The 25880-nt window shown below is 58.3% G+C and carries 20 protein-coding genes; 6 read left to right on the top strand and 14 right to left on the bottom strand.

The window, feature by feature from the left end:
* The first annotated feature begins 143 nt into the window (after nt 1-143).
* The 6 genes from CKW31_RS03770 to CKW31_RS03745 all read left to right on the top strand — a co-directional run bounded on the left by CKW31_RS03770 (nt 144) and on the right by CKW31_RS03745 (nt 7920).
* Entirely contained in the window at nt 144-1376 is a 1233-nt protein-coding gene (locus tag CKW31_RS03770; RefSeq protein ID WP_095093099.1) for an NRAMP family divalent metal transporter, read from the top strand.
* Between the two features lie 19 nt (nt 1377-1395).
* Nucleotides 1396-2154, top strand: coding sequence for a LamB/YcsF family protein (locus tag CKW31_RS03765; protein ID WP_095093098.1), 759 nt, complete (start codon nt 1396-1398; stop codon nt 2152-2154).
* A 9-nt stretch (nt 2155-2163) separates the two neighbouring features.
* Nucleotides 2164-2958 carry a putative hydro-lyase gene (locus CKW31_RS03760; RefSeq protein WP_095093097.1) on the top strand — a complete coding sequence of 265 codons (795 nt, stop codon included), beginning with the start codon at nt 2164-2166 and terminating at the stop codon, nt 2956-2958.
* 9 nt (nt 2959-2967) lie between these two features.
* Nucleotides 2968-4572, top strand: a complete 1605-nt coding sequence (locus tag CKW31_RS03755) for a 5-oxoprolinase/urea amidolyase family protein (protein ID WP_095093096.1) — start codon at nt 2968-2970, stop codon at nt 4570-4572.
* Nucleotides 4569-6305 (top strand): biotin carboxylase N-terminal domain-containing protein, encoded by a 1737-nt coding sequence (locus CKW31_RS03750; RefSeq protein WP_095093095.1) that lies wholly within the window; start codon nt 4569-4571, stop codon nt 6303-6305. Before CKW31_RS03755 ends, CKW31_RS03750 begins: the two co-directional genes overlap by 4 nt.
* Before the next feature lie 652 nt (nt 6306-6957).
* A complete protein-coding gene (locus tag CKW31_RS03745) occupies nt 6958-7920 on the top strand; it encodes a hypothetical protein (protein WP_095093094.1) in 963 nt (320 codons plus the stop codon).
* Between the two features lie 63 nt (nt 7921-7983).
* Here the strand turns inward: CKW31_RS03745 and CKW31_RS03740 are convergent, their stop codons facing one another.
* The 14 genes from CKW31_RS03740 to CKW31_RS03675 all read right to left on the bottom strand — a co-directional run bounded on the left by CKW31_RS03740 (nt 7984) and on the right by CKW31_RS03675 (nt 25725).
* Complete coding sequence (locus CKW31_RS03740) at nt 7984-8547, bottom strand: ankyrin repeat domain-containing protein (RefSeq protein ID WP_095093093.1); 564 nt, start codon at nt 8545-8547, stop codon at nt 7984-7986.
* 63 nt (nt 8548-8610) lie between these two features.
* Nucleotides 8611-10137 carry a catalase KatB gene (gene katB / locus CKW31_RS03735; RefSeq protein WP_095093092.1) on the bottom strand — a complete coding sequence of 509 codons (1527 nt, stop codon included), beginning with the start codon at nt 10135-10137 and terminating at the stop codon, nt 8611-8613.
* A gap of 141 nt (nt 10138-10278) precedes the next feature.
* Complete coding sequence (locus tag CKW31_RS03730) at nt 10279-11070, bottom strand: ABC transporter substrate-binding protein (RefSeq protein ID WP_095093091.1); 792 nt, start codon at nt 11068-11070, stop codon at nt 10279-10281.
* 134 nt (nt 11071-11204) lie between these two features.
* Nucleotides 11205-13097, bottom strand: coding sequence for an acyltransferase family protein (locus tag CKW31_RS03725; protein WP_095093090.1), 1893 nt, complete (start codon nt 13095-13097; stop codon nt 11205-11207).
* A gap of 43 nt (nt 13098-13140) precedes the next feature.
* The gene (locus CKW31_RS03720) at nt 13141-14454 is read right to left on the bottom strand and encodes a hypothetical protein (RefSeq protein ID WP_095093089.1); all 1314 of its coding nucleotides are present in this window, start codon (nt 14452-14454) and stop codon (nt 13141-13143) included.
* Between the two features lie 2 nt (nt 14455-14456).
* On the bottom strand, nt 14457-15764 hold the full coding sequence (locus tag CKW31_RS03715; RefSeq protein WP_095093088.1) for a hypothetical protein: 1308 nt from the start codon (nt 15762-15764) through the stop codon (nt 14457-14459).
* Nucleotides 15765-16199: 435 nt separating this feature from the next.
* Complete coding sequence (locus CKW31_RS03710; protein ID WP_095093087.1) at nt 16200-17822, bottom strand: glucan biosynthesis protein D; 1623 nt, start codon at nt 17820-17822, stop codon at nt 16200-16202.
* 274 nt (nt 17823-18096) lie between these two features.
* Entirely contained in the window at nt 18097-19497 is a 1401-nt protein-coding gene (gene lpdA / locus CKW31_RS03705) for a dihydrolipoyl dehydrogenase (RefSeq protein ID WP_095093086.1), read from the bottom strand.
* A gap of 278 nt (nt 19498-19775) precedes the next feature.
* The gene (locus CKW31_RS03700) at nt 19776-20705 is read right to left on the bottom strand and encodes a phosphatidate cytidylyltransferase (protein WP_095093085.1); all 930 of its coding nucleotides are present in this window, start codon (nt 20703-20705) and stop codon (nt 19776-19778) included.
* Nucleotides 20705-21325 carry a 1-acyl-sn-glycerol-3-phosphate acyltransferase gene (locus CKW31_RS03695; RefSeq protein WP_027902501.1) on the bottom strand — a complete coding sequence of 207 codons (621 nt, stop codon included), beginning with the start codon at nt 21323-21325 and terminating at the stop codon, nt 20705-20707. Before CKW31_RS03695 ends, CKW31_RS03700 begins: the two co-directional genes overlap by 1 nt.
* Nucleotides 21326-21334: 9 nt before the next feature.
* Nucleotides 21335-21790, bottom strand: coding sequence for a hypothetical protein (locus tag CKW31_RS03690; RefSeq protein ID WP_095093084.1), 456 nt, complete (start codon nt 21788-21790; stop codon nt 21335-21337).
* 212 nt (nt 21791-22002) lie between these two features.
* A complete protein-coding gene (locus tag CKW31_RS03685; RefSeq protein ID WP_095093083.1) occupies nt 22003-23316 on the bottom strand; it encodes a phosphatase PAP2/dual specificity phosphatase family protein in 1314 nt (437 codons plus the stop codon).
* On the bottom strand, nt 23313-25070 hold the full coding sequence (locus CKW31_RS03680) for a bifunctional alpha/beta hydrolase/class I SAM-dependent methyltransferase (protein WP_095093082.1): 1758 nt from the start codon (nt 25068-25070) through the stop codon (nt 23313-23315). The genes CKW31_RS03685 and CKW31_RS03680 overlap by 4 nt, the downstream gene beginning before the upstream one ends.
* A gap of 10 nt (nt 25071-25080) precedes the next feature.
* Complete coding sequence (locus tag CKW31_RS03675) at nt 25081-25725, bottom strand: CDP-alcohol phosphatidyltransferase family protein (protein ID WP_095093081.1); 645 nt, start codon at nt 25723-25725, stop codon at nt 25081-25083.
* Between the last annotated feature and the right edge of the window lie 155 nt (nt 25726-25880).

The following is a 25880-nucleotide window of genomic DNA, read 5'->3' as shown; positions in this document are numbered from 1 at the left end:
ACGAAGTGGTGCATATCGTCCATTCATAAGTGATGGATTGTTCAACAATGTTTCGTTGATATACCTACACCTCAGGGGTGTTTGTTGAGTGTTGGCATACACATTGCTCTATCGAGAACATCTCTCACTGTAGGAATGATGCCGTGACACAGACCACTCAAGAGTTTACGAAAGCGCGGCGCGCCTCTCTGGTTGCCGCCATCTTCATGATGGCTACGTCTGCGATCGGGCCGGGCTTCCTGACCCAGACGGCTACCTTCACCGCGACGTTGGGTGCTGCGTTTGCGTTCGGTATCCTGGCCTCGATCCTCATCGACTTCGTTGTGCAACTGAACGTCTGGCGTATCGTCTCGCTGACCCGAATGCGCGCAGCGGACCTGGCCAACGCGGCGATTCCTGGCAGTGGCTATCTGCTGACGTTGCTGGTTCTGTGTGGTGGTCTAGTGTTCATGCTGGGTAACATCGCAGGCGCGGGCCTGGGGTTGAATGCCTTGACCGGTCTCGATCCTAAATGGGGAGGGGCGCTGAGTGCTCTGCTGGCCATCGGGATCTTCTCGTCCCACCGGGCGGGCATCGCCATGGACCGGATCATGATGGGATTGGGCATCCTCAAAGTCTGTCTGATCCTGTTCGCAGCCTTTGCGACCCACCCACCGTTGGGCGAGGCTTTGCGTCAATCGGTCTGGCCTGACTTCATCGACTTTGCCTCTATCACCACTATCGTTGGCGGTACCGTCGGCGGCTACATCACCTATGCCGGTGCTCATCGTCTGCTTGATCGCGGCACTGTGGGCGTGGAGAACATTGAAGCGGTATCCAAGGCAGCGCTGACTGGCATTCTGGTGACCGGCGTTGCGCGCTATGTTCTGTTTCTGGCGATCCTCGGTGTTGTGGCCAGTGGCGTCGTCATTGATGTGTCGGGTAAAGGTGCAAACCCTGCTGGTCAGGCGTTTCAAGCCGCAGCTGGCGATATCGGCATGATGATGTTCGGTCTGGTGCTGTGGGCTGCGGGTATCAGCAGTGTGATCGGTGCCTCCTACACATCGATGTCTTTCATCACCGTATTCTCCAAGCGAATTACCGAGCGGGTCCGTAACCTCGCCACCGTGGTGTTCATTGTTGTTTCGCTGGTCGTTTACATACTGATTGGCAAGCCACCGGCTGCGCTGCTGGTGTTCGCGGGCGGCTTCAACGGCCTGATTCTGCCTCTGGGCCTGAGCATCTTCATGTACGTCGGCTGGCGCCGGTCCGATCTTATGGAAGGCTACCATTACCCTCGCTGGTTGCTGGTACTTGGCATCCTGACCTGCCTGCTGTCCTGGTACATGGCCTACAAATCCGCAGGTGCCATCTTCGCCTTCATCGGCGCGGCCTGACTTAACGGAGATTACTGACATGCGTACGATTGACCTTAACAGCGACCTGGGAGAAAGCTTCGGCGCCTGGAGCATGGGCGACGATGCGGCGATTCTTGAAGTGGTCAGCAGCGCCAACGTGGCGTGTGGATTTCATGCGGGTGATCCGGCTGGAATACTGCGCACCCTTGAGGCGGCAGCCGCTCGCGGCGTTGCGGTGGGGGCTCATGTGGCCTACCCGGACCTGGTCGGTTTCGGACGGCGCAATATGGACGTCCCTGCCGAGCAACTGACTGCCGACGTGATTTATCAGATCGGCGCGCTCCAGGGCCTGGCCCGCAGCGCCGGTACTCAAGTGAGTTACGTGAAGCCCCACGGCGCGCTCTACAACACCATTGCAGGCGATGCGAAGCAGGCGGCGGCAGTCATTCAGGCGATTCTGCGCATTGATCCGACGCTGAAACTGGTCTGTCTGGCCAATTCCAGCCTGCTGGGCTGGGCCCGTGATGCCGGTCTTTCCTGCGTGTCGGAAGCGTTCGCGGATCGTGCCTACACCAGCGCAGGCACGCTGGTATCCCGCTCGAAAGCCGGTGCGGTATTACATGATCCCGAATTGATCGCCCAACGCATGCTGCGTCTGGTGAATGAAGGGGTCATCGAAACCGAGAACGGAGAGTTGATTCACCTTGAGGCTGATTCAATCTGTGTGCACGGCGACAGTCCTGACGCCGTAGGCATCGCCCGTGCCCTGAGAAAGCAGCTTGTTGAGGCAGACATCACCATTCGTGCATTCACCTGAGGTCTGGTCATGAACTCGATAAAAGAAGCCCGTGAGTCCGCCATTGCCGCCCGTGCCCTCTACCGCGAGGGGACGGTGTCGCCTACGGCCGGGCACGCCCCGGGGATGACGCAAGCCAACATGATTTCGTTACCCCGGGAGTGGGCGTATGACTTCCTGCTGTTCGCCCAGCGCAACCCGCAGGCCTGCCCGATCCTCGACGTGACCGAGCCGGGCAGCCACAGCACCTTTCTGGCTGATCAGGCTGATCTACGCACTGACCTGCCGTTGTACCGGGTCTGGCGCGATGGGGAACTGGCTGAAGAGGTGACTGATGTCCGTGATATCTGGGCGCAACACACCGATCTGGTGACTTTTCTCATAGGCTGCAGCTTCACGTTCGAAACCGATCTGTTGAATGCGGGCATCGACATCAGGCACATCAGCGAGCACTGCAACGTGCCGATGTATCGCACCAATCGTATCTGCCGACCCGCTGGCCGTCTGCAAGGCGAGATGGTGGTTTCGATGCGGCCCATCGCCGCCGCCCGCGTTGCCGATGCCGTGAAAATCACTGCCCGCTATCCTGGCGTGCACGGTGCGCCCGTGCATGTGGGCGAACCCGGATTGCTGGGTATCAAGGATATTTCCCGACCGGATTTCGGTGACGCAGTGACCATCAAGCCCGGCGAGATTCCAGTGTTCTGGGCCTGCGGTGTGACGCCTCAGGCTGTGGTCATGGCCTCTCGGGTGCCTTTTGCCGTGTCCCATGCGCCGGGGCATATGTTCATCACTGATGTCCCTGACGGCCATTACCACGTATAGGAGTTGATCATGCGTTTCTACCCGGCCAGCCTGGACGCGCTCCTGGTTGAATTGGCGAACCTGGACGAGACTCTCGCCCTGTTCGACTCCTTGCAGCAGGAGCCCATCTTCGGCGTGCAGGAGCTCGTTCCCGCAGCCCGAACAGTGCTTGTGCATTTTCGTCCCAGCGCGATCAGCAGTCAGGCGTTGGCGGCACAAATTGCTGTGCGCGACGTCCACGGCAAAGTTCGCGAGGCTGGCAAGCTGATCGACATCGCAGTGCATTACAACGGCGAGGATCTGGATGACGTCGCCCGAGAACTCGGCATCAGTACCGAAGAAGTGATTCGGCGCCATACCGGCAGCGATTACAAAGTGGCCTTCTGTGGGTTCGCCCCGGGCTTCGCCTACTTGAGTGGCGGTGCTGAATTCGTGGTGCCACGCCGCAGTACCCCAAGAACCCGTATTCCGGCTGGAGCGGTTGCACTTGCGGGTGGCTTCAGCGGTATTTATCCACAGGCCAGTCCTGGCGGTTGGCAGATCATTGGTGTCACCGAAGCAAAAATGTGGGACCTGGAGCGTGACGAACCGGCGTTGCTTCAGCCCGGCTACCGCGTTCGTTTTCACGACGCCGGTCCGCTGGTAAACAAGACCGTTTCCGTGGCCGCACCGAACCCTGTGCAGGCGTCGCCGTTGACCGGGGATTATCTGGAAGTCGTTGCGCCGGGGCTGCAGACGTTGCTTCAGGATCTCGGTCGTCCCGGACGTGCAGGGCAGGGCGTATCGGCTTCCGGGGCGATGGACCGCGGCGCATTGCGTGCGGCCAACCGTGCAGTGGGTAACGATCCGGCAAGTGCTTGTCTTGAAGTGCTGATGGGTGGCCTGACGTTTACTTGCCATGGCCAGGCCGTGGCAGCGGTTACGGGGGCAACGGCAGTGCTGGAAGTGCGCACTGCCGAAGGTCGTCTGCTGCGCCCGGCGCTTTACGCGCCGTTTATGTTGCAGGACGGTGATCAGGTCAGCATCGGTTCGCCATCTGCCGGGTTGCGCAACTACGTGGCGGTTCGCGGTGGTTTTGCCCGTGAGCCCGTGCTGGGCAGTCTGTCCACCGACACCCTCGCTCATGTGGGGCCCGCTCCGCTGGCCGCGGGTGAGTGCCTGGCAATTCAGCAACGATCAGGCGGGGAAGCGGTGTCAGTGAGTGAGCAACAGGCATTCGAGATGCCGAGCGCTGATCAGATCATTACCCTGGACGTGGTCATGGGCCCGCGCAGTGACTGGTTTACGGCCGATGCTCAAGCCTTGCTAGGCCAACAGACCTGGCGCGTGACGCCGCAATCGAACCGAATTGGTATTCGATTGGCAGGCGATACCGCACTGGAACGGACCATCACCGGCGAGCTGCCCAGCGAGGGCACCACCGTCGGCGCGATTCAGGTGCCGCCGAGTGGCCAGCCGGTGCTGTTTTTGGCGGACCATCCGCTGACGGGCGGCTACCCGGTCATCGCCGTTGTAGCGCCTTATCACCTGGACCTTGCCGGTCAGATTCCGGTCAACTCCCGCATTCGCTTCAACCCGCTGGGTGCTTTCGAGCCCGTGTGCCCGGCTCTTTCAGACGAGACTGATAACTCATGAAAAAGGTTCTGATTGCCAACCGTGGCGAAATTGCTGTCCGCATCGTACGCGCCTGCCGCGACTACGGGGTCGCTTCAGTGGCGGTGTATGCCGATGCCGATATCGACGCGTTGCACGTGCGCCAGGCCGATGAGGCCTATGCGTTGCACGGTGAGCGAGGTGCCGATACCTACCTGAACATCGAGAAGCTGCTGGCCGTCGCCGCACGGGCCGGCGCTGACGCGGTTCACCCGGGTTACGGCTTTCTTTCGGAACGGGCTGATTTTGCCCGCGCCGTGATCGATGCCGGTCTGACCTGGATCGGTCCTGATCCGAGCACCATCGACGCCTTGGGTGACAAAGTGCAGGCGCGGCGTATTGCCCTGAAAGTCGGTGCGCCGCTGGTGGCGGGGACTGAAGGTCCGGTGAACGATGCCAGCGAAGTGGTCGCGTTTGCCGAGCAGTACGGGCTGCCCATTGCGATCAAGGCAGCGTTCGGCGGCGGCGGGCGCGGTCTGAAGGTGGCGTGGAAGCTGGAAGAAGTCAGCGAGCTGTATGAGTCGGCGGTGCGCGAGGCTGTGACTGCGTTCGGGCGTGGCGAATGCTTCCTGGAGCGTTTTCTGGATCGTCCACGGCATATCGAAGCGCAAATCATCGCGGATCGCCATGGTCGCGTCGTCGTAGTCGGCACGCGTGACTGCTCGCTGCAACGACGCAATCAGAAGCTGATTGAAGAGGCGCCTGCGCCGTATCTCGATGACGCCCTTCGCCAGCGTATCCATGATTCGGCGCGCAACATCTGCGCGGAGGCGGGTTATGTTGGTGCCGGTACTGTGGAGTTTCTGCTCAGCGCGGATGGCACCTTGTCGTTCCTTGAGGTGAATACCCGTTTGCAGGTGGAGCATCCGGTCACGGAAGAAACCAGCGGTATCGATCTGGTCATCGAACAACTGCGCGTTGCCGATGGCTTGCCGTTGTCGTTCGAAGGCACGCCAACACCTCGTGGTCACAGCTTCGAATTTCGTATCAACGCCGAAGACGCCGGTAATGGTTTCCTGCCGACGCCGGGAACCATCGAGCTGTTCCAGCCACCTTCGGGTCCGGGGGTCCGCCTGGAAACCGGTGTTGAGCAAGGCTCGCGGGTGTCACCAAACTTCGATTCGATGATTGCCAAGCTGATCGTCACCGGAGCGACCCGCGAACAGGCTATCCGTCGTGCTCGCCGTGCCCTGGCCGAGTTTCGTGTGGAAGGCGTAGCCACCGTGTTGCCTTTCCATCAAGCCGTGATGGCGCACGACGATTTCACCGCGGCCGATACGTTCGCCGTTCACACGCGCTGGATCGAGACTGACTTTGCTGAACACGTCACGATTGCGCCGCGCAGTGCTGCGTCGGCCGATCCAGGGGTGCTGCGCACATTTGTCGAAATCGACGGCAAGCGCCACGAACTGGGCCTGCCCGCTGCGCTTTTGCGTGGGGTCAGCATGAACTCCGCAGAGCCTGCTCCTGAAGCGGTGGCTGTGGAAAAAACCGACCCTGAGGCAGTCGTGACGCCAGTGGCGGGCAACCTGCATAGCTGGGTCGTCGAAGATGGCGAGTCGGTAGAGGCGGGGCAGGTTGTTGCGGTGATAGAAGCGATGAAAATGGAAACCTCGATTCTTGCGCCATGCGCCGGTCGGTTAGAGATCGCTGAGCAGCCGGGTGGTTATTTCGAGGCGAAGTTCAAGATCGGACGTATCAATACGGCGGTTTGAAGGGGGACTGGCTTTAGCCGGGAAGGCGGCATTTCTGACGATGAAAATGCGGCATCTGCAACGTCCTCTTCCCGGCTGAAGCCGGTCCCACGGCATCGCGTAGAATCTGTGAAGAATTCCATGCATGCCCGCAAGATGATTTGGTGTGGGACCGGCTTTAGCCGGGAAGGCGATATTCCTGACGATGAAAATGCGGCATCTGCAACGTCCTCTTCCCGGCTGAAACCGGTCCCATGGCATCGCGTAGAACCTGTGAAGAATTCTATGCATGCCCGCAAGATGATGTGGCGTGGGACCGGCTTTAGCCGGGAAGGCGGCATTTCTGACGATGAAAATGCGGCATCTGCAACGTCCTCTTCCCGGCTGAAGCCGGTCCCACGGCATCGCGTAGAACCTGTGAAGAATTCCATGCATGCCCGCAAAATGATGTGGCGTGGGACCGGCTTTAGCCGGGAAGGCGATATTCCTGACGATGAAAATGGGCCGTCTGCAATGGCCTCTTCCCGGCTAAAGCCGGTCCCACGGCATTGCGCCAATCCTTGCAGCGGATAGAAGTTGCGGGGACGGTGCTTATTGGTGTGCCCCCGATGGTTTATATTGACCGGCCTCCGATTCTGGAGCGGCAGACTTATCGGTTTTCGGGACACAAGAAATGCGGACGTTTTTTCTGGGCTGGACAGCGCAATACGAGCGGCGATTTATCAACTACCTGGCCGCTCGTTACGAAGTACGCAGGCTGGAAGTGCCCAAGCTGATCAAACGCACGCATCGTCTGGTCACGCGTCATCGACGGTCTGGTGGTGTGCAGGACAGAATGGTGCCGTGGCTGGGTCGTTTGTACTGTGCCATCAAAGGGTTCCGGAACACCGATATTCTGGTCTGCAACGAGGGCCAGATTCAGCGCAACGTCTTGCCCTCTATCGTGCGTGCGTTCCCAGGGCACAAAGTGCTGATGGTTCGGGATTTGGTTGATGAGGCTTTTGTTCACGCGATGAGTCCGTTCTTTGATCGAATCTACAGCTTCGATCAGGCCCAGTGTGATCGGTTGGGCATGCAGCATTTGAATCAGTTCTTCCCGTTGGGCTTCGATGAAGTGGTCGCACCAGTCATAGTCTGCGGCGAGGCGGTTACTGGACAGCGGTGCTTCTTTCTGGGCCGCGACAAGGGCCGTTCCGCATTGCTTGACCAGCTCGCCAGCGTTTTAGAGCAACATGGATGCGAGGTGGATTTCCACATTGTGCGGGACAGCACCTCTACGCCAACGACGCGCTTTCACACCGACGCACTGCTGGATTACGAAGCCAATCTTGAGCTATCGCTCGCTTCGGACGTGTTGGTCGAAGTCAATCAACCCGGTCAGTCCGGCTTCACGCTGCGAACCCTGGAAGCGGCTTATTTCGGCAAAAAGCTGATCACCAATAATGCTTCCGTGAAGGGCACAGCCCTGTTCAATCCGGCCAACATCTTTGTCTTCGACAGCCAGGCTTCCTGGGATACGACGGCCTTGGGCGAGTTTTTGAAAACGCCTTACCAGCCCCTGCCGAAAGAAACACTCTACGCGTACTCACCCGATTACATGATTGAGCGGTTGATGAAGGAGAGCGGTCGCCCATAGGTCTTGAGGTATTCAATGCACCAAAGGGTCGGTAACCGAAATCGCTGCCCTCAGATCAGCCGCTTACTGTGAAGGCTGCAACGGCTGAAACTCGCCCCGTTCAAGATTCTGCACCTGATTACCCATTGCATCCGTGGCGTTGAGGTCTGCGCCTTTGGCGGCGAGGGAGTCGAGGATGTCTTTGCGGTGGAAAAGGGCGGCGTACATCGCTGCGGTCTGGCCAGCGTTGTTGCGTTGGTCTGGCGCGCAATTGGCGGCAACCAGTTGGTGGGCGATGCTCAGTTCACCCTTGAAGATGGCACCCATCAGCGCGGTATTGCCTCTGAGATCCTTGGCGCATGGATCGGCACCGGCGTTCAGAAGTTGTGTCACCGTTTCCTGGTGGCCGTGGTAAGCCGCGAGAATCAGTGCGGTGTAACCCTTTTCGTCCTGAACGTTCAGGTCAAATTTAGCGTTGATGAATTCGTTGAGCATGTCCTGTCGGCCGTCACGTGCGGCCTGGAAAAACAGCGCACGCAATTGCGCCTGAGTGTCGGTGGTTGTTGCTTCGTTTGTTGCTTCGGTCGTGGCGGCACTGGCAGTGCCGGCGGTGAGGCACAACAGCAACGCGAACAGGGTTCTGCGCATGGTGGAATCCTCTGGAAGGCTCGGCTCGCTTCAGCCAGACAGCTGAAGCGAGCGAGAGGTTGATCAGTCCTTCAGTGCGGCAGCCAGTTGCTTGACCTTGTCTAGGTCGCCTTTCGCAACTTTGGTCACGCCAGTGCCGTATTCCGGATCAGCCTTGTAGAGGAACGAAAGCATGATGTTTTTGCTTTCGGTGTCGGTGGTGGCCAGCGATTCACCAAAGCTTTGAATCAGGTCCTGCTGGTCTTTTTTGCTGTACGAACGATACAGGTCGCCCGCTTGCTTGAAGTTCTGCTCGCGCTGAATCTTCGCTTGTTGAGTGCTGCCAGACAGCGGCAGTTGGCTGTAGCGAGCGGTTTCAACAGCAGGGCGCGGGTTGAGGCGGCTTGGCTCATAGTTGACGCCGGTTGTGGTGTTGCCGCTGTTCAGTGAACCGTCCTGATTGCCGTTGTTGACCTTAACCTTTGGCGCGTTGATCGGCAGGCTGAAGACGTTGGTGCCGACGCGGTAGAGCTGAGTATCTGCATAGGAGAACACCCGGCCTTGCAGCAGGCGGTCTTCCGAAGGTTCGATGCCCGGTACGACGTTGGCCGGAGCCATCGCGACCTGCTCGGTTTCCTGGAAGAAGTTATCCACATTCTTGTTCAGGACCATCTGACCAATCTTGCGCTCGGGAACGTCCGGCCAGATTTTGGTCGCATCCAGTGGGTCAAAATCAAACTTGGCCAGGTCTTCAGGTTTGATCACCTGAACGTAGAGGTCCCATTTCGGGAAATCACCTTTCTTGATAGCGCCTACCAAGTCATTGGTCAGGTGGCTGTAATCCTTGGACTGGACTTCAGCAACCTGCTTTGGATCAAGGTTCTTCAGGCCTTGCAGGCTTTTCCAGTGAAACTTCACGTAGTTCACTTCGCCTTTGGCATTCACCAGTTTGTAAGCGTGAACGCCGTTGCCATCCATGGTGCGATAGCTGGCTGGTGTGCCTTCGTTGGAGTACAGCAGGGTCAGGGTGCGAGTGGCTTCCGGCACGTGGGAGAAGAAATCGAAGCGGCGCGAGTCGTCATCCAGGTTGGTGCGTGGGTCAGGCTTGAACGCGTGCACCATGTCCGGGAACTTGATGGCATCACGAATGAAGAACGTCGGGAAGTTGTTGCCGACCAGATCCCAGTTGCCATCTGCGGTGTAGAACTTGGTCGCGAAACCACGCGGGTCGCGCAGGGTTTCCGGCGAGTGGTTGCCGTGTACTACCGAGGAGAAACGCACAAATACCGGCGTGTGTTCGCCTTTGCTGAAGACCTTGGCTTTGCTCAGGTCAGAAGCACCTTCCGAGGCAACAAACTCCCCGTGTACGCCGGTACCGCGCGCGTGTACGACGCGCTCAGGGATGCGTTCGCGATCAAAGCGCTGAAGTTTTTGCAGCAGTTGCACGTCCTGCAGCAGGACCGGGCCGGTTGCACCGGCGGTTTGGGAATTCTGATTGTCGCCAACAGGGGCGCCATTATCACGAGTCAGGTTGTCAGCGTAGGCTGCGGAACTGGCCATCAGGCTTGCTCCAATCAGGCTCACTGCGACATGGAAGCGAGGTAGGGGCATCACAGGTCTCTCTCTGTTTTTGGTTGTTCTGAGAGACTAAGCGTAAAGACGAGTCCTGCCATTCATGAATTGTTTAAAGCTATGTCCTTGATAAATTTAGACATTTGAACTTAATCCGGATTTGATGATCGTCTCGGAATTTCAACGGGTTACGGCCTCCGTCCGTGGCATGAGGAGAGCGGCATAAGAAGAAAGGTACGACGTGCGAATCCGTTCCACTTCGCCGCTCTCGATCATTGCCCGGATTGCTTTATTTATACCCGGAAGCAGGCTCACAAGTTCCGGCTGTAATTTGATGCTGATCGCAGAATCACTGAGGCTCGCGCCACGCTCGAAAAGATCTGGATCCATGCGATGTTCTGCGACGAGGTAATCGAATAGATCATCGACCATTGCGATGGCGTCAACGCGCTTTGCGAGTAGCAGTTGAAGCAGTGCCGGGTCTTCCGAGGTTTCCAGTTCTACCAGGCGTTTGTCCGCAAAGGACGGGTCCATGGTCAGATAGGTATAGCCCCGGACGGTGCCAATGGTCAGGCCGCGCAACTTATCCACAGGGATTTTGCCGGCGGGGCTTCCTTTGAGGACGTAGAGGTGTTCCTTGACGCGCAGGTAGGGTTCGGAAAACACAAAATGTTGAAGTTCTTCCGGGCTGTTCCACTGCACTGAGTCGGCGTAGTTCATATCAAGCTCGGCCTTGCCCAGCATGGCTTGTAGCCGGTTGACCGGGTAGGAAACGAACTGCGCCTCGATATTGGCTTGCTGCAGAACGCGACGGACGATGTCGGTGGATATGCCGCGCAGGTTGCCTTGCTCATCTTCATAGCTGAACGGCCGCCATTGTGTGCCTCCAGCCTGGTAAACCTCTGCGTGTGCTGCACCGGTCAGGGCTAATGCGGTCAGCATTAATCCATGACATAGGTTGCGTAAAAACATGCTCGACTCTGCCTCCGTGCAAAATGGCCTGATCCCAAGTTAGCAGCCAAACATGGCGACCACGTGAAGATTTTCCCGGCACGCAAAAAAGCCCGCGCTGATCAGGGTCAGGCGGGCTCTTTTTGCGCATGCGGCTATTGAGGGATCTGCTTGCCCAGCTCCGGTAAGACAAAGTTTTTCACGATGTACAGCGAGCCTTCTTCACTGAGGTGCCCGGAGTCGATCTGCAGCAGCGAATCGTCCTGCAGCCGTACCAGACAAGCATTGGCCACACAGAGGTTGTCGATCAGCGACACAAAGTCGACCGCCTCAGGATCAATCTGACTGCGAGTTGCCCGGTCGGCGGCCATGACGCTCTGGTCCAGCGCCGGGTCGCTGATGTGCGATTCGTTCAGCCCCCAATGCCGGTTGGCGATGACGCTTGGCAGGGAAGGGCTCCATTGCGGCAACGGGCCCAGCAGGACGATGTGTTTGACCCCGTAGTGCTTGAGGCGAGTGGCGATGTCGTTCCACTGGGTTTTGTCGTGCTGATCCTTCTGGGCGATTACCACGACATCCGGACGCAGCTCACGAATACTTTGCAGCGCGGTCCGGTTGGAATAGTTGCAGGTCAGGCGTGGCGCGGTGGCGCGTCCGTTGTCCTGGGTCAGGCTGGGTCTACAACCGGCCGAAGCGACCTGATAGAACGGCGTGTCGTGCGCGAGCAAGGTTCTTAAACCGAGTGATAACGCCTGGGCATGAGAGTCGCCCCACAGGAAGACGCCACCGTGCCCGCGCTTTTCCGTGCAGGACGGGTCAATGGCGGACAGGCCGCGTTCGGTGAATGCAGAAAAGGCATCGCATTTGAGCCAGTAGGTTTCATACAGGTTTTTCTGCCGGTTGGCGTAATCCTGAACAAAGCGCGCCTTGTCGGAAATGCTCACCGAGCGCAGTGCAGAAACCGCACCTTCCGTGGCATTCACCGCCCCCGCGGCGACAAACACCGAGCCGATCAACGCGCTGACGGTGGCAAACCTCCAGCGTCGTTTTGCGGTGAATGCTGCGGGGGATTTTTCAATCAGATGGTAAGACGCCATAGCCAGGCCAAACGCGCACAGGATGCCGAGCACCAGGCTGGATGTGTCGCCCAGATAGCCCGAGTAACTCATGAACACGACCACGGGCCAGTGCCAGAGGTACAGTGAGTAAGACAGTTTGCCGGTCCATTGTGAGAATCGGTTGCCGGTCAGGAACGAGTCTTGTCGCGCTGCAATGATCACGGCCAGGGTACCCAGCACCGGCAGCAACGCCAGATAACCTGGCCATATGTCCTTCTCGGAGAGGACAAAGAAGCTCGCCAGCATCAGCCCCAGCCCGACGCGTTCCAACACGCGTTTATGCGACGTCTGGAGCTTGATGGGGAATGCACAGGCGGCTGCGCCGACCAGCAGCTCCCAGGCGCGTGTCGGCAGCAGATAGAACGACGGCTCCGGCCATTTGAATGACGCGAATACGCAAAAGCCGAACCCGCCCAGACAGGCGATCAGGATGAGCCAGCGCAAACGGTGCAATGCAATCACTCGGCTCAACGCCAGCAATACCAGCGGATAGATCATGTAGAACTGCCACTCCACTGACAGCGACCACGTGTGCAGTAGCCATTTCTCGTGGGCGCCCGGGGTGAAGTACCCGGCTTCGAACCAGTAAATGATGTTCGATACAAAACCCAGGCTGGCAGCGATGTGTTTGCCCAGTTCGCTGTAGTCCTGCGGCAACAGGTAAAACCAGCCTGCCAACAGGAGCACGAAGCACAGCACCGCAAGGGCCGGGACTATCCGTCGGGCGCGGGATGCGTAGAACGTCAGCAGACTGAAATTTCCCGCATGCAGGCTGCGCAGGATGATGCCCGTGATCAGGTAGCCAGAGATCACGAAGAAGATATCCACGCCCGCAAACCCACCGGGTAACCAATCGGGATTGAAGTGGTAAAGCAGCACGGCGATCACCGCGATGGCACGCAGTCCATTGATGTCTTTTCTGAAGTCCATTGCGTTACGTCATCCGGATGGGAGGCGGGGGCAGGGCATGAGGTCAGCGCCTTTGGGGCGCTACTGTCTCGGAGTTCAGGCTGATGATTTTCGGAAAGCGGGTGAGGGTAACGGGAACAGAGCACTGGTCGTCCTGACAACGCCAGAAGGCCTCGCCGGATATTTGCCCTTTGGCCGGGTCCGCCGTGTCGACGAACATGACCGGTCCTTTCTGTTGGCGCTGGGTGGTGATCTGCTCCAGGCGCGGCCCGCCGACAGCCCAGGCGGCAATGACATGTTCATCACCCTTGTCGAAGTGCAACTGATAGGCATCGGCAGATTGAGTGCTGGCCTGCGCGTCCCAGGTGAAATGCCTGATCACGTCGGCAATGGCGTGGACCATTCCGTAGGCGGGCTTGGGTGACAGGTCCTGATTGAGCAGACCAAAGTTATGCTCTTGATCGGTTCTGTCTGGCCCGTCATTGATCAGGTCGTACCACCAAAGGCCTTTGATGTTCGGGACGGTGCGGGTGAAAAACAGAATCTGCGCCAGGTACGCCGCCTGGGTTTGTTGGGTATTCCCGCATGGACCTTTGTGGCTGGGCCAGGCCATTTCCGTGATGTAGATCGGTACGACGCGTCCTGCCCTGGTGCGAATGTGTTGCTCATAATCGCGCAGCCACTGTACCCAGCTTTCCGGGTTGTTACGCCCGTCGGCGGCGCAATGGGCGTAAGGATGAATCGATAGCCCATCAACGAGATCAAGCATGCCTGCGTCGATCAGTCGATCGGCAAAGCCGCTGTCCATGCCTTCGGGAGTCACCGAACCCGCAAGGATTTTGGCCGGCGTGCCGTTTACCTTGACGGTGTTCTTGCGGATCACCGGTACGGCCTCACGGACCAGCGCGGCGTAATCCGCGCTAAGTTGCGGGTCCTTGGGGGCCTCAAGATCCCACTCGTTCCAGATCTCGTAGAAATCGACCTTGTTGCCCAACTGACCGGTGACGTAATTCACATAGTTCAAGTAACCCGCTTTGACCGTCGGCGTGCGCGGTTTGGCGTTGTCGTGAAAGGCCGTGCTGTAGTCCAGAATCGTCAGCCTGTTCAGGTTCAGGCGGGTCGCGGTGCTCAGGTAATCACGCCATGGCGCGATGATGCGCCAATGATTGGGCGTCGGCTCTGCGGTCGACCAGAAAACATCGTCTTTGACGGCGCTGAATCCGGCCTTGGCAGCCAGCTCCAATGCGGGCTTCGACGAGGCGTCGAAGTTCATCAGGTGTGTGCTGATGCCCAGAATAAAAACCTCTTCGGCCTTCAGCGCAGTACAGGTCAGCCAGGTTATGCAGGCAAGCGCGGCGGCAAATCCTTTGCCCGTCATCGTCAGTACACCGTCGGCGAGGGCGACCAGTGAAACTCCTGGAGCCTTGGGGTTTTGCGGCTATCCATAAGCTTGTCAGACAGTGCATGACCTATCGCCAGGCCAAGGAACAGATTGGCGACGGTTACTTCAAACATGTCGGTGGTCCAACTGATCATGCAGCAGCAGAAAGTGATCGCCAGCAATGCTCTACCGACATGGCTGTCGTCATCGGTCAGTTTGAAAAACAAGGGAATCTGCATCAGGTACAGCAGCACGCCACCCAGCCCGAGCATCGCCCACAGGTACATGGCGCTGCTGTCCGAACCGACCAGCATTTCACCACCGGGGACCGGGAACATCGAGGCCGCACCACCGAACATGCCGAAGCCTGCACCGGTGAGGCTCCAGCCTTCGTTGCTGACGGCGTGAGCGACATTGGGCCAGGTGTTGATCAACCGGTCATAGAGGGTGCCCAGCGCCGAGTTGCTACTGCTGACGGTGTGCATGTCGAAGTCATAAAGCATGCCCAGTACCGGCAGCAGCATCCCCGCCAATACTGTGATGAGGCACACAATCCGCGTCGTCCAGCGCATGCGGCTGATCAGCAATAACACCAGGGTGAACGCGAAGGCTGCGGCGGGGGCTTTGCTGGTGGTCAGGACGATGGCGTACAGAGCCACCGGGCTCAACAGCAACCAGAGAAGCCGTGAGCGCAGCAGTATGAGCAGGTACAGCGTGTAGATGGCGATCAGGATCGACAGGATGTTGGACACCCGGGCGAAGCCGGCGATGCGGTCTTCAGTGTCCGTGGTCCATGAGGTGTTGGCGCTCAGTTCGGCATCACCGATGCTGTAGCTGTAGCCTTTCCACGGTACCGAGGTGAATTTATCCAGCGCGATGCCCACCAGTGATGCCGCCAGGCACAGGCCAATCACCCATAAAAATAATCGGCGCCGATGGATCAGATGTTCGCTGCAGACCATCCCGAACAGCAGCGGGCTGATGCCAAACAAGGCAAAGGCCACGTTGTTCAAGCTTGCCCCATGCAACATTGCCAGCACGCTGGAAACCACCAACAGCAACAAGCTCAGCCAGACCATCCGGCCTGCCTTGTAATCACGCAGCTCCAGCGCAAACATCACCAGGCAGGCAATCTTCGGCACATACAAAAGAGGCCCGATACCCGCCTTGTCGAAGTAAAAGCGCAGCGCACCGGAAAAGGTCTCGATCAGGATCAGGCTGATGGCAATCCATACCACCACCGTTGATTTGTTGAAGGACAGAATCGACGAGCGAGCGTCGCTGCCTTTCGCAGAGTTCAACATCATGTTTTCTGCCTCATATGGAGGTGCCAGGCTTTACTGAACTAGTCGCGGATTTTGTAGGAGCTCACGAGCACCGCGAGGCAGCGATGGGGGTGTGTCAGAAAAACCGCCATCGCTGCCTCGCGGTGCTCGTGAGCTCCTACAGGCGGGGGGTGGATATGCAGAAAAAACCATCATCCACGCTACCGCTCATCAACCATGGGGAATGGTCAACGGGGCAGGAAAACAGGGAGGGTGAATCAGAAAGGACAGGGGCTATATCAGCCTGAGTTCAGGGAACTGTCAATCAATTCGTCAATATTCGAGCATCTTCCGATGAGCAGGAATCAAGCGGATTTATAACGTATTGAATTAGTTGAATATTTAAAATTGACGTATGCAGCGGGACGATTCCGAGGTGCATGCAAATACTGCAATACACCTCGGAATCAGTTCGGGTTACGCCGGATATTTACGCTTGTCAGGCGCGGGCGGGAAGTACTGGTACAGCCAGGTTTCGCTGAGTGTGCGGTCCTGAGTCTTGATATACATACGCATCTCTACCGGTTCGACCGAGTCGCTGTCTGGCAGCCAGTCGAAAATGATCCGATAGCCTTTGATGTCAGGCAGCACGAGGATATTGAATTCCTGCAGCTTGCCATGGGACACCGTCACGATAGGCTCGATGGCTGTGCCTTCCGGCAGGCTTTCCAGACCGCCGCCGTTGAAGTCCACTGCAAAACGTCGCGCCCAGAACTTCGGGTAATGCTCGCCGGGTGCCCAGCCTTCGGTGAAACCGCCCATGCCGGAACGCGTGGCATGCACTTGCGCCAGTGGCGTGCGCACAGGTGGCAGCGGTGCCCAATACAGCTTGTAGCCGTAATTGACCGATTGCCCGGCTTTGATTTTGTCCTTCGGCGTCCAGAACACCACGATGTTGTCCATGGTCTCGCCGGTGGTGACGATTTCCACCAGATTGACCGCGCCTTCGCCCCACTGTGTCGTCGGCTCTACCCACAGGCTTGGACGGCGGTGATACCAGTCAACGGTGTCCTGATAGCTGGCAAATTCATGGTCGGTCTGCACCAGCCCGAAACCTTTGGGGTCTTTGTCGGCGAAGGCGTTGAATTGCAGGCTTGGCGGATTGTTCAGCGGGCGGCAGATCCACTCGCCATTACCACGCCACATGGCCAGACGATCCGAGTCATGGATTTGCGGGTGAATGGTGTCGCACATCCGGCGCTCGTGGGTGCCGCAGCTGAACATACTGGTCATCGGTGAGATGCCCATTTGATCGATGTCGGTGCGTGCGTTGATGTTCGCATCGATGTCCATGACCACCTGGCCGGACTGGCAATCGATATCAAAACGGTAGGCACCCGTGCAGCTCGGTGAGTCCAGCAGCGCGTAGACCACAAAGCGCGTGGCGTTCTTGTCCGGTGTTTCGAACCAGAACTTGGTGAAATCAGGGAATTCTTCCTGACGCTTGGCGTAGGTATCGATAGCCAGGCCGCGTGCCGACAAGCCGTATTGCTTGTTGCTGTCCACTGCACGGAAATAGCTGGCCCCGAGGAACGAGACGACGTCGTTGATGGCGATTTCGGGTGCCTTGAACAGCTTGAAGCCGGCAAAGCCCAGGTCACCTTTGACCAGCGATTTGTCGATGCCGCTGGACTCGTAGTTGAACAGTTCGTGGCGGAAGTGCACTTCCCGGGACTCTTTGGTCTTCGGGTCGACGCTGTACATGCGCACTGGCGTTTTGAAGCCCATGCCGACGTGGAAGAAATGCACGTCCAGTTGGCCATTAAGCTCGTTCCACAAGGAGTGGCCAGCGTCGTATTTGATTGCGTTGAACTGTTGCGGTGTCATGTTTGCCAGTACAGGTGGCAGTACTTGCTTGTTGCTGACGTAACCCCGACCAGCCAATTGCTTGGCATGGGCTTTCAGTGCATCGAAGTCAAAGTGTTCGATTTCGCCGTCGGCCGTGGCGGCCATCGCGCGTGCAGCAAAAAGCCCTGAGGCCGGAACGCTGCTATAAGCCGCCAGCGCCATGGATGCTTTCAGGAGAGTCCTGCGATTCATAAGGTGAAGCCCCTAACGAGTACTGTGCATCCTGCACAAGAAAATTGCGCGCTACGACTCCTTGCTGAACGCCAAAGTACCGACTACAGATAACAAACACAGCATCTGGTTCGAAAAAAACATAAATAATTACGATTTAGATGTGCCGGAATTGTTTCTGGATCGCGCATTACCTTGTGGGAGCGGTGCTTGCCCGCGATAGGGTTTAGGTAATATCCGAACGCTGCTGCGTCCTTATCGCGGGCAAGCACCGCTCCCACAAAAGCGCAATTAATCAAGACTGCGTTGGCAACCCGATCACGCTCATCGCCGCCTGGCGCAGGGCTTCGGAGCGGGTAGGGTGGGCGTGGCTGATCAGCCCGATGTCTTCCGACGATGCCGCGAACTCCATGGCGACACAGAACTCGGCGATCATTTCGCTGACGCTCGGGCCTACCAGATGCACGCCGAGAATTTCGTCGGTGCGCTCGTCGGCCAGAACCTTCGCGAAGCCATCCGTTTCGTGGTTGACCTTGGAGCGGCTGTTGGCGCTGAACGGGAACTTGCCGATCTTGTAGGCGCGGCCATCCGCCTTGAGTTGCTCTTCGGTCTTGCCGACGCTGGCCAGTTCCGGACGGGTGTAGATCACGTTGGGAATCAGGTTGTAATTCACCTCCCCAGCCTTGCCGACAATGCGCTCCAGACACACCGTCGCTTCGTCTTCGGCCTTGTGCGCGAGCATCGGACCTGAAGTGACGTCGCCGATCACCCAGACATGCTCGGCAGCGGTCCGATGGCCTTTGTTTTCGAGCATGCCGCGCTTGTCGACCTCAAGGCCGACCGTTTCCAGCCCCAGGCCGTTGGTGAAAGGCCGCCGACCAATAGAGACCAGCACGTAATCGGCTTCGATCAACTCGGCATCGCCACCGGCAGCGGGCTCAACGCTGAGATTCACGCCATGATCCGTCGAGGTTGCGGTCGTGACCTTCGAGCTGAGCTTGAAGGTGATTCCCTGACGCGACAGTGAACGTTGCAGTGTCTTGCCAGCTTCCAGATCCGTGCCATGGGCGACGTGATCAAGGTATTCCACCACTGTGACTTTCGCGCCCAGACGTCGCCATACCGACCCCAGTTCCAGACCGATGACCCCTGCGCCAATTACCACCAGATGTTTGGGCACTTCGGCCAGGGACAACGCGCCGGTGGAGTCCAGAATGCGTTTGTTGTCGATCTCCACACCGGGCAGCGGTGTCGGCTCTGAGCCTGTGGCGATGATGATGTCCCTGGCTTGCAGCTCGGTCTCGACACCCTGGGCATCGGTGACGATCACTTTGCCCGGACCTGCAATGCGCCCCCAGCCTTTGATCCATTCTGCCTTGTACTTGCGAAACAGGAACTCGATACCCTTGGTCAGTGCTGCCACGCTGTCGCCTTTCTGTTTCATCATCTGCGCAAGGTTAAGCGTGGGCGTGACCTCGATACCGAGCTTGGCGAACTCCTCACCCGCGGCCGACTCGTACAGCTCCGACGCATGCAGCAGCGCCTTGGAAGGAATGCAGCCGACGTTCAGGCAAGTCCCGCCCAGTGTCTCGCGGCCCTCGATGCAGGCTACGCTCAGTCCCAACTGACCGGCGCGAATGGCTGCGTTATAGCCGCCGGGGCCGCCACCGATAATCACAACGTCATAACTGCTCATAGCCTTTGCTCCTGAGTCGACATGCGGGGAAGTAAAGCCCAGAAGATCGCGGGCTGTTAAATTATGGTTGTAATGTTTAGGGGGGTAAGCGTCAAGCGGCAGCTTTTTTGTAGGCGCAGCTCCCGGCCGTCGCGCAGCAATAAATGGATCTGTAGGAGCGCACGAGCACCGCGAGGCCGCGATAGCGTGTATCAGACAGGCCGCCATCGCTGCCTCGCGGTGCTCGTGAGCTCCTACAGAAAAGCATTCAAAATCAGTTAGTTGCCTGACATGCCACGTCAGGTCCACCAGTACCGCACGAGGTGAAAGAAGATCGGCGCGGCAAAGCACACGGAGTCGAGGCGATCGAGCATGCCGCCGTGACCTTCGATCATGTGACCCCAGTCCTTCACGCCACGGTCGCGCTTGATCGCCGACATGACGATGCCACCGGCAAAACCTAACAAGTTGACCAGCAGCGCGATCAGAATCGACTGCCACGGGTTGAATGGGGTGATCCAGAACAACGCGCCGCCAATCAGCGAGGCAAGTGCGATGCCTCCGACAAAACCTTCAACGGTCTTGGAGGGCGACAGATTGGGCGCAATCTTGCGTTTACCGAAGAGCTTGCCGCAGACGTACTGCAACACATCCGAGAGTTGCACCACGATCACCAGCCAGGCGATCAGCAACAGATTGCGGCCTTCGTATCCGGCGATATCCAGCGTCAACAGGGCGGGAACGTATGACACGCAGAACACCGCGATCATCAGTCCCCACTGGACCTTCGAGGCGCGTTCGAGGAAGTGTTTGCTGTCACCCCCCAGTGACGCAAGGATCGGCAACAGCAAGAACACATAGACCGGAATAAAGATCGAAAACAGCCCGTACCAGTCCATCCAGATCAGGATGTATTGCAGTGGCAAGGCCACGTAGAACGCTGCTACCAAAGCCGGGTAATCGCTTTTGCGGGTCGGCGTCAGGGTCAGGAATTCCCGAAGGGCATAGAACGATACCGCGTAGAACAGCAGGATTACCGCGGTGTATCCCAGCGAAAAGGCGATGCCGATGACAATCACCATCACCCACCACGCATTGATCCGCGCGTTCAGGTTGTCGATGACCGAATTAGGGCCGCCAGCCTTGCGTTTGAGGATGTAGCCGATCAGCGAGGCCAGCAACAGAATCGCGCCAATCCCCATGAACAACATTTGCGTCTGCTTATCCATCAAAGCTGCTCCGGAGCCAGGGCCAGCAGCGCTTCACGGCTGCGCGACAGAAACTGTTCTTTGCTTTCTTCACTGCCCAACTGCAACGGCGCGCCGAAGCTGGTGGTGCACAACAACGGCAATGGCAGTATTCGCCCTTTTGGCATGACACGATTCAGGTTGGCGATCCACACTGGCACCAACTCGGCCTGTGGGTAACTTTTCGCCAGGTGATACAAGCCACTTTTGAACGGCAGCAGACCCTCTTCCGGGTTGCGGGTGCCCTCCGGAAAGATGATCAGCGAATCACCGCTTTCCAGCGCTTCCAGCATGGGCTGTAACGGGTTGCTGTCCGGCGTCTTGCGCTGACGATCCACCAGCACGCCATTGAATACACCGTTGATGATGTAGCGGCGCAGCGGACTGCTCTGCCAGTAATCCGCGCCCGCAACGGGGCGAGTCAACTTGCGCAGCGCTGGAGGCAGCGAGGCCCAGAGCAAGACGAAATCGCCGTGGCTGCTGTGGTTGGCGAAATAGATGCGTTGTGTCGGCTCTGGAGAACTGCCGAGCCACAGGCTGCGGGCACCAGTGATGCTGCGCGCGCCGGCTGTAATCAGCGTCGCGACCAAGGGTTCAAACATGGCGTTTCCTCAAGAGGTGAAGGACAACCAAGGGAAAATCACGACCGCACTCAGCAATACCAACAGCTGAACGGACAAAAACAAAAGCTGCTGGCGCAGAAGCCGTAAAGCACCCTGACTGCGAACCGACCATTCCCGCCCGGCTTTATCCACAGGCTGGAGGCCGAGTGTGCTCAAGGCGTCATCCAGCGCTGCAGTGCGGTCTGTTGGCCACTGGGGATCGTTGGCCATGATGTGGAACAGATCAGCGTCAAATGCCACGCGCATGGCGTAGTACTTTTCCAGCAGACCCAGAATCGTGCCCAATACTGCGAGTATCAACAGGAATGGGTGAACGTCGGTTATCAACAGCTGAATCAGGCCGAAGGCGAGACTGAGCAGCGTCAGCCCTGTGGACAAGTTATCCAGTGCCTTGCCCCGACGCAGCAGGCTGGCAACCACGTGAAGCTGCATTTCATGGGACATCTCTGTTTGCCTTCAGGTGAGTCTGCGCCGGTTTGACGCCATCGCGAGCTAGCTCGCTCTTCTCAAAAACTACAACTATCTGATTTTGAAAACGTTTCTGTAGGAGCTCACGAGCACCGCGAGGCAGCGATAGCGGTCTGTCTGATACACCGCTATCGCGGCCTCGCGGTGCTCGTGCGCTCCTACAGGTCTCCGTTCGCAACAGCGCGGTGTCAGGGAAGAGTGGTGCTGCGCAAAACCGCTGTATGCCCGGCACCCAATACAATTCTCGGCGCTGCCTCGCGAAGCATAGTGACGGCGTTATCCACAGACTCGGCTCGTCCAGTGTGTAGAAGCCAGGCCGCGACGGCCGTAGCACTGCGCGAATAGCCCAGCGCACAGCAGACCAGGACGGGGCCTTGCTGACGCAAGCGTTCAATTGCTGCAGCGGCTATCAGGCATTGCTCGATAGTGGGGACAGTGAGATCCAGCACCGGCACCGCCTGATAACCGCGAGATCCGGCATCCAGTGGTAACTCGGCGGACATATCCACAACAGTTTTGAAAGGCAACAGTCCGGATCGAGTGGGCAATCTACCCAGCCAGACGTTATCCACAATCAAACTCGGCTCCGGACGGGATCTTGTCCACAGCCTTGAATTTATCCACGCCGCTGCAAGGTAAGGCGCGAATAGCCAGCGCGCCGCTGGGGATAAGCTCCCGTTCTCGCGCTTTTGAAAGCCATTGGCCCCCAGCAGCAGGTAATTGATTGCCACCAACAGCAACGAAACCGCTGGCCAGATCAGCCACAGCCAGCCACCAGCGAGCGCCAGGGCCAACGCTGCGCAGACCAGAGCACCCACGCTGTAATACGCGCTGAGCCTTCGCCGTTGCGGATCATGGCTCAGCCTTGCGGACAACGCTGGGCTGCGGCCCTGATCAGGCCATAGCCAGACACAAAACCATCCGGCCAATGCGCCTGTGGGTAAGTCGATGAAGTGATGTTGCCAAGTGGTCAGCACTGACAGGCCGATTAGCGCAAACCAGCCGTGCAACAGCCATCGCCATCCCGCATGAAAGTTACGCAGATAACGGTCGTAGCAGACCCATAACACCACCAGCAGCGCGATGTGCAACGAAGGTGCTTGATTGAACGGTTTGTCGAACCCTGCCAAAACGGCGAACAGCCAGCCAAACAGCCCGTCCAGTTCCGGACGCTCGAAGGTGAAGCGCAGGGGCCAGAGCAGGAAGCAGCTGACCGCAATTAGCTGCGCGCTGAACAGGCGCAGCGCATGGGTATCCAGCTCGCGTCGTGTCAGACAGGCCAGTAATGAAAACCCGTAAAGCAGGTCGATGGACCAGTAGGGGATGATGGTCCACGCCCAAAACGGCATATCCCGTTCCCAGCCAAACACCAACGTGCCGACATCCGCACGCTGGGCGGTGTACCAGGTGGCAAAGCCGTAACTGGCGAAGAAAAACGGTGCCAGAAATATCAGCCACACCACGGCCCGCTTCCATAGGCCTGGCTCGCGCACAGTCTTCACTGGATGCGCTGCGCCAGAGACACGCTGAAAATCCCCCATTCATCCACACGCTGGGTGATCTTGCGAAAGCCTGCCGCTTCAACCAGTTGATCCATCTCCGCTTGGCTGCGACGACGCATCACCCAGGCTTGCCCCTCCCGGTGGCTGGTCAGGGCGCGGGCGATCAACTCCAGTTGCGGGTGCCATGGCTGGCCGGTGTAGACCAGATAACCGCCGGGCTCTACGGCCGCTGCCAGCCCAGCCAATGAGTCGCCGACCATCTGATTGCTGGCAAACAACTCATACAGACCGGACACCACGGCCAGTGTGGGTTTTGGGTCCAGTGCCGCCAGGTCATTGCGGTCGAAAGCATCCGCCTTGATGAAGCGGGCGATATGGCCAAGGCCCTTTTGCTCGATCAACGCGCTGCCGTCACGCACGTTGATATCGCTGTAATCGCGAAGCAGGATCGATTCCGGCAGCGGATCAACCCCCTGCAGTGATTCCAGAATGTAACGCCCGTGTCCGGCGGCGATATCCACAATACGCACCGGTTGCCCCTGGTTACGCAGATAAGCCATGGCCAGGCGCAGCACTTCCTCGACGTTAAGCTTGCGTTGGCGAATACCGCGCCAGCCGATTGAGTTCAGGTAGTTCTGGTCAATCAGCTTGCCCAGTGCAGAGGTGCCACTCGGCTGATTGCGATAGACATAATCCAGCGTACTGCCGGAGTCGAAGCCAGTATCGAAGCCCAGTTTTACACCTGTGGATAACTTCGCGCCCAGACCCATGCTGGCGCGTGTCATTCGCCAATAAAGGTCACGCAACGAGTTGTGTGGCAAAGGTGCGGCCAGCGCTTCGGATTCGGCACAGGTCGCGCCGATTCTGTCCGCGTCCAGCAGCGAGGGTCGCGAGATCGGTTCTTCGAAGTTTTGCAGGATGAAACGTCGCGCCCGGCTAATCGCCAGGTGACGATCGCGTTCCCCTAACGTGTCGTGGAAGAAGCCCGGCAGGATGTGTTTCTCTTTGCGCACACTGCCCAGCCGCTCGAAGAAGCGTTCCTGCGGGCCGCGATGAACCACGAAGTCTGCGCCGGAGATCAGCAATTGCGTCGGTATCGATATCGCCTCGGCGTCGGCAACGACCCGATCAGCCGCTTCGTAAAGTCCCAGCAGAACATTGACCGATATCGCCTTGGTAATCAGCGGATCACTGTCATAGGACGCGATACGCTGGGGGTCATGGCTCAGGAAGCGCGCCTTGACGTAGCTGTTGACGAAGAAGTTGCCCTTGAATTTGCGCAGCAATGCCAGGCCCGGACGGGCGAAGGGCACGTATAACTTGACCTTGAACGCCGGGGACGCGAGCACCAATGCACGAATTTTCGGTGCATAGTCATGGGCCCAGGTGGCTGCGATCACGGCCCCTACGCTCTGGGCGACAACTGCCATGTTTTTTTCAGCAATGTCGAACGTGCTGCTCAAGTGAGCAACGAAGGTTTGCACGTCGCGCACGCTGGTGGCGAAACTTGGACTGTCACCCCTTGCGCCCGGCGATTGCCCATGACCACGTGAGTCCCATGCGAAGAAATCGAAACCTGGCAGATCCAGTTCATCTACCAGATGAGCGATGCGCCCTGAATGCTCGTGACCTCGATGAAACAGCAACACTGCCTGGCGCGGAACCGACGGGTCCTGGGCGGTGGCTGGCCAATGGCGATAGAAAAGTTCGACGCCATCATGAGTGCTGAAGCGCTGATCCTGAGCGACACGCATGTCGAAATCCTTATGCTTGTGAGTTGTTGACGACATCTTCCGGATTGGAGGCAGCGACTTCCGTCAGCCCGCGACGAACACGATTGACCAGGGTGTAAACCAGCAGGGCGCTGACGACCGCCAGGATTATGTTTATCCACAGGGCCGAAAGCCAGCGCACGGCAACGCCCGCACCGATCACCCCGAACACGAACGCACGATCGCTCTTGCCCATCGGGCCGTCATACCGACGGGACGCGCCGACCATGGGCCCGAGCACGCCCGCATATTCGCTGATGATTGCACCCAGCGTCACCATCAGCACCAGCCCGAGGCTGACGTCCGGGATCAACGCGAATGGCAGGAATAGCGCACTGTCGGCGATGACATCAGTCAGTTCATTGAGGTAGGCGCCGAGTCGTGATTGCTGGCCGAACTCCCGGGCAAGCATGCCGTCGATGGCGTTTAACGCCATGCGCACAATCATCCACAAGGGGATCAGCGCGAATATCCACAGGTGCGCGGCGAACACCGCAACCAACCCGCTGATCAGCAAAGAAACGATGCAGGCGCTCAAGGTCACCTGATTGGCGGTGACGCCCCGGTTGTAGAGACGCTGGACTGAAGGGCGCAGCAGATTTTGAAAACGGGGTTTGAGCTGATAGATCGAAATCAACGTGAAGCTATCCTTGTCGGCAGGTCAACTGTGCGCCTGTGGATAACCCGACGGCGCGCCCTGTAGTAGTGAAACACAATGCAATGAACGTGGCCTGATGTTCTTTGTGCAGCAGGTCTCATGTGCGGGAGTTTTCCACAGCGACGGTCAGTTAA

Source organism: Pseudomonas sp. Irchel 3A5, from assembly GCF_900187575.1.
Classification (GTDB): domain Bacteria; phylum Pseudomonadota; class Gammaproteobacteria; order Pseudomonadales; family Pseudomonadaceae; genus Aquipseudomonas; species Aquipseudomonas folii.
This window is presented reverse-complemented; position numbering and strand designations above follow the sequence as displayed.

Bases quoted from the DNA above. Each gene is read 5' to 3' on its own strand.
- CKW31_RS03755 (WP_095093096.1), top strand. From the start codon at position 2,968: ATGCGTTTCTACCCGGCCAGCCTGGACGCGCTCCTGGTTGAATTGGCG.
- CKW31_RS03750 (WP_095093095.1), top strand. From the start codon at position 4,569: ATGAAAAAGGTTCTGATTGCCAACCGTGGCGAAATTGCTGTCCGCATC.
- katB (WP_095093092.1), bottom strand. From the start codon at position 10,137: ATGCCCCTACCTCGCTTCCATGTCGCAGTGAGCCTGATTGGAGCAAGC.
- CKW31_RS03765 (WP_095093098.1), top strand. From the start codon at position 1,396: ATGCGTACGATTGACCTTAACAGCGACCTGGGAGAAAGCTTCGGCGCC.
- CKW31_RS03725 (WP_095093090.1), bottom strand. From the start codon at position 13,097: ATGGACTTCAGAAAAGACATCAATGGACTGCGTGCCATCGCGGTGATC.
- CKW31_RS03695 (WP_027902501.1), bottom strand. From the start codon at position 21,325: ATGTTTGAACCCTTGGTCGCGACGCTGATTACAGCCGGCGCGCGCAGC.
- CKW31_RS03745 (WP_095093094.1), top strand. From the start codon at position 6,958: ATGCGGACGTTTTTTCTGGGCTGGACAGCGCAATACGAGCGGCGATTT.
- CKW31_RS03710 (WP_095093087.1), bottom strand. From the start codon at position 17,822: ATGAATCGCAGGACTCTCCTGAAAGCATCCATGGCGCTGGCGGCTTAT.
- CKW31_RS03730 (WP_095093091.1), bottom strand. From the start codon at position 11,070: ATGTTTTTACGCAACCTATGTCATGGATTAATGCTGACCGCATTAGCC.
- CKW31_RS03740 (WP_095093093.1), bottom strand. From the start codon at position 8,547: ATGCGCAGAACCCTGTTCGCGTTGCTGTTGTGCCTCACCGCCGGCACT.
- lpdA (WP_095093086.1), bottom strand. From the start codon at position 19,497: ATGAGCAGTTATGACGTTGTGATTATCGGTGGCGGCCCCGGCGGCTAT.
- CKW31_RS03700 (WP_095093085.1), bottom strand. From the start codon at position 20,705: ATGGATAAGCAGACGCAAATGTTGTTCATGGGGATTGGCGCGATTCTG.
- CKW31_RS03690 (WP_095093084.1), bottom strand. From the start codon at position 21,790: ATGTCCCATGAAATGCAGCTTCACGTGGTTGCCAGCCTGCTGCGTCGG.
- CKW31_RS03720 (WP_095093089.1), bottom strand. From the start codon at position 14,454: ATGACGGGCAAAGGATTTGCCGCCGCGCTTGCCTGCATAACCTGGCTG.
- CKW31_RS03760 (WP_095093097.1), top strand. From the start codon at position 2,164: ATGAACTCGATAAAAGAAGCCCGTGAGTCCGCCATTGCCGCCCGTGCC.
- CKW31_RS03680 (WP_095093082.1), bottom strand. From the start codon at position 25,070: ATGCGTGTCGCTCAGGATCAGCGCTTCAGCACTCATGATGGCGTCGAA.
- CKW31_RS03715 (WP_095093088.1), bottom strand. From the start codon at position 15,764: ATGATGTTGAACTCTGCGAAAGGCAGCGACGCTCGCTCGTCGATTCTG.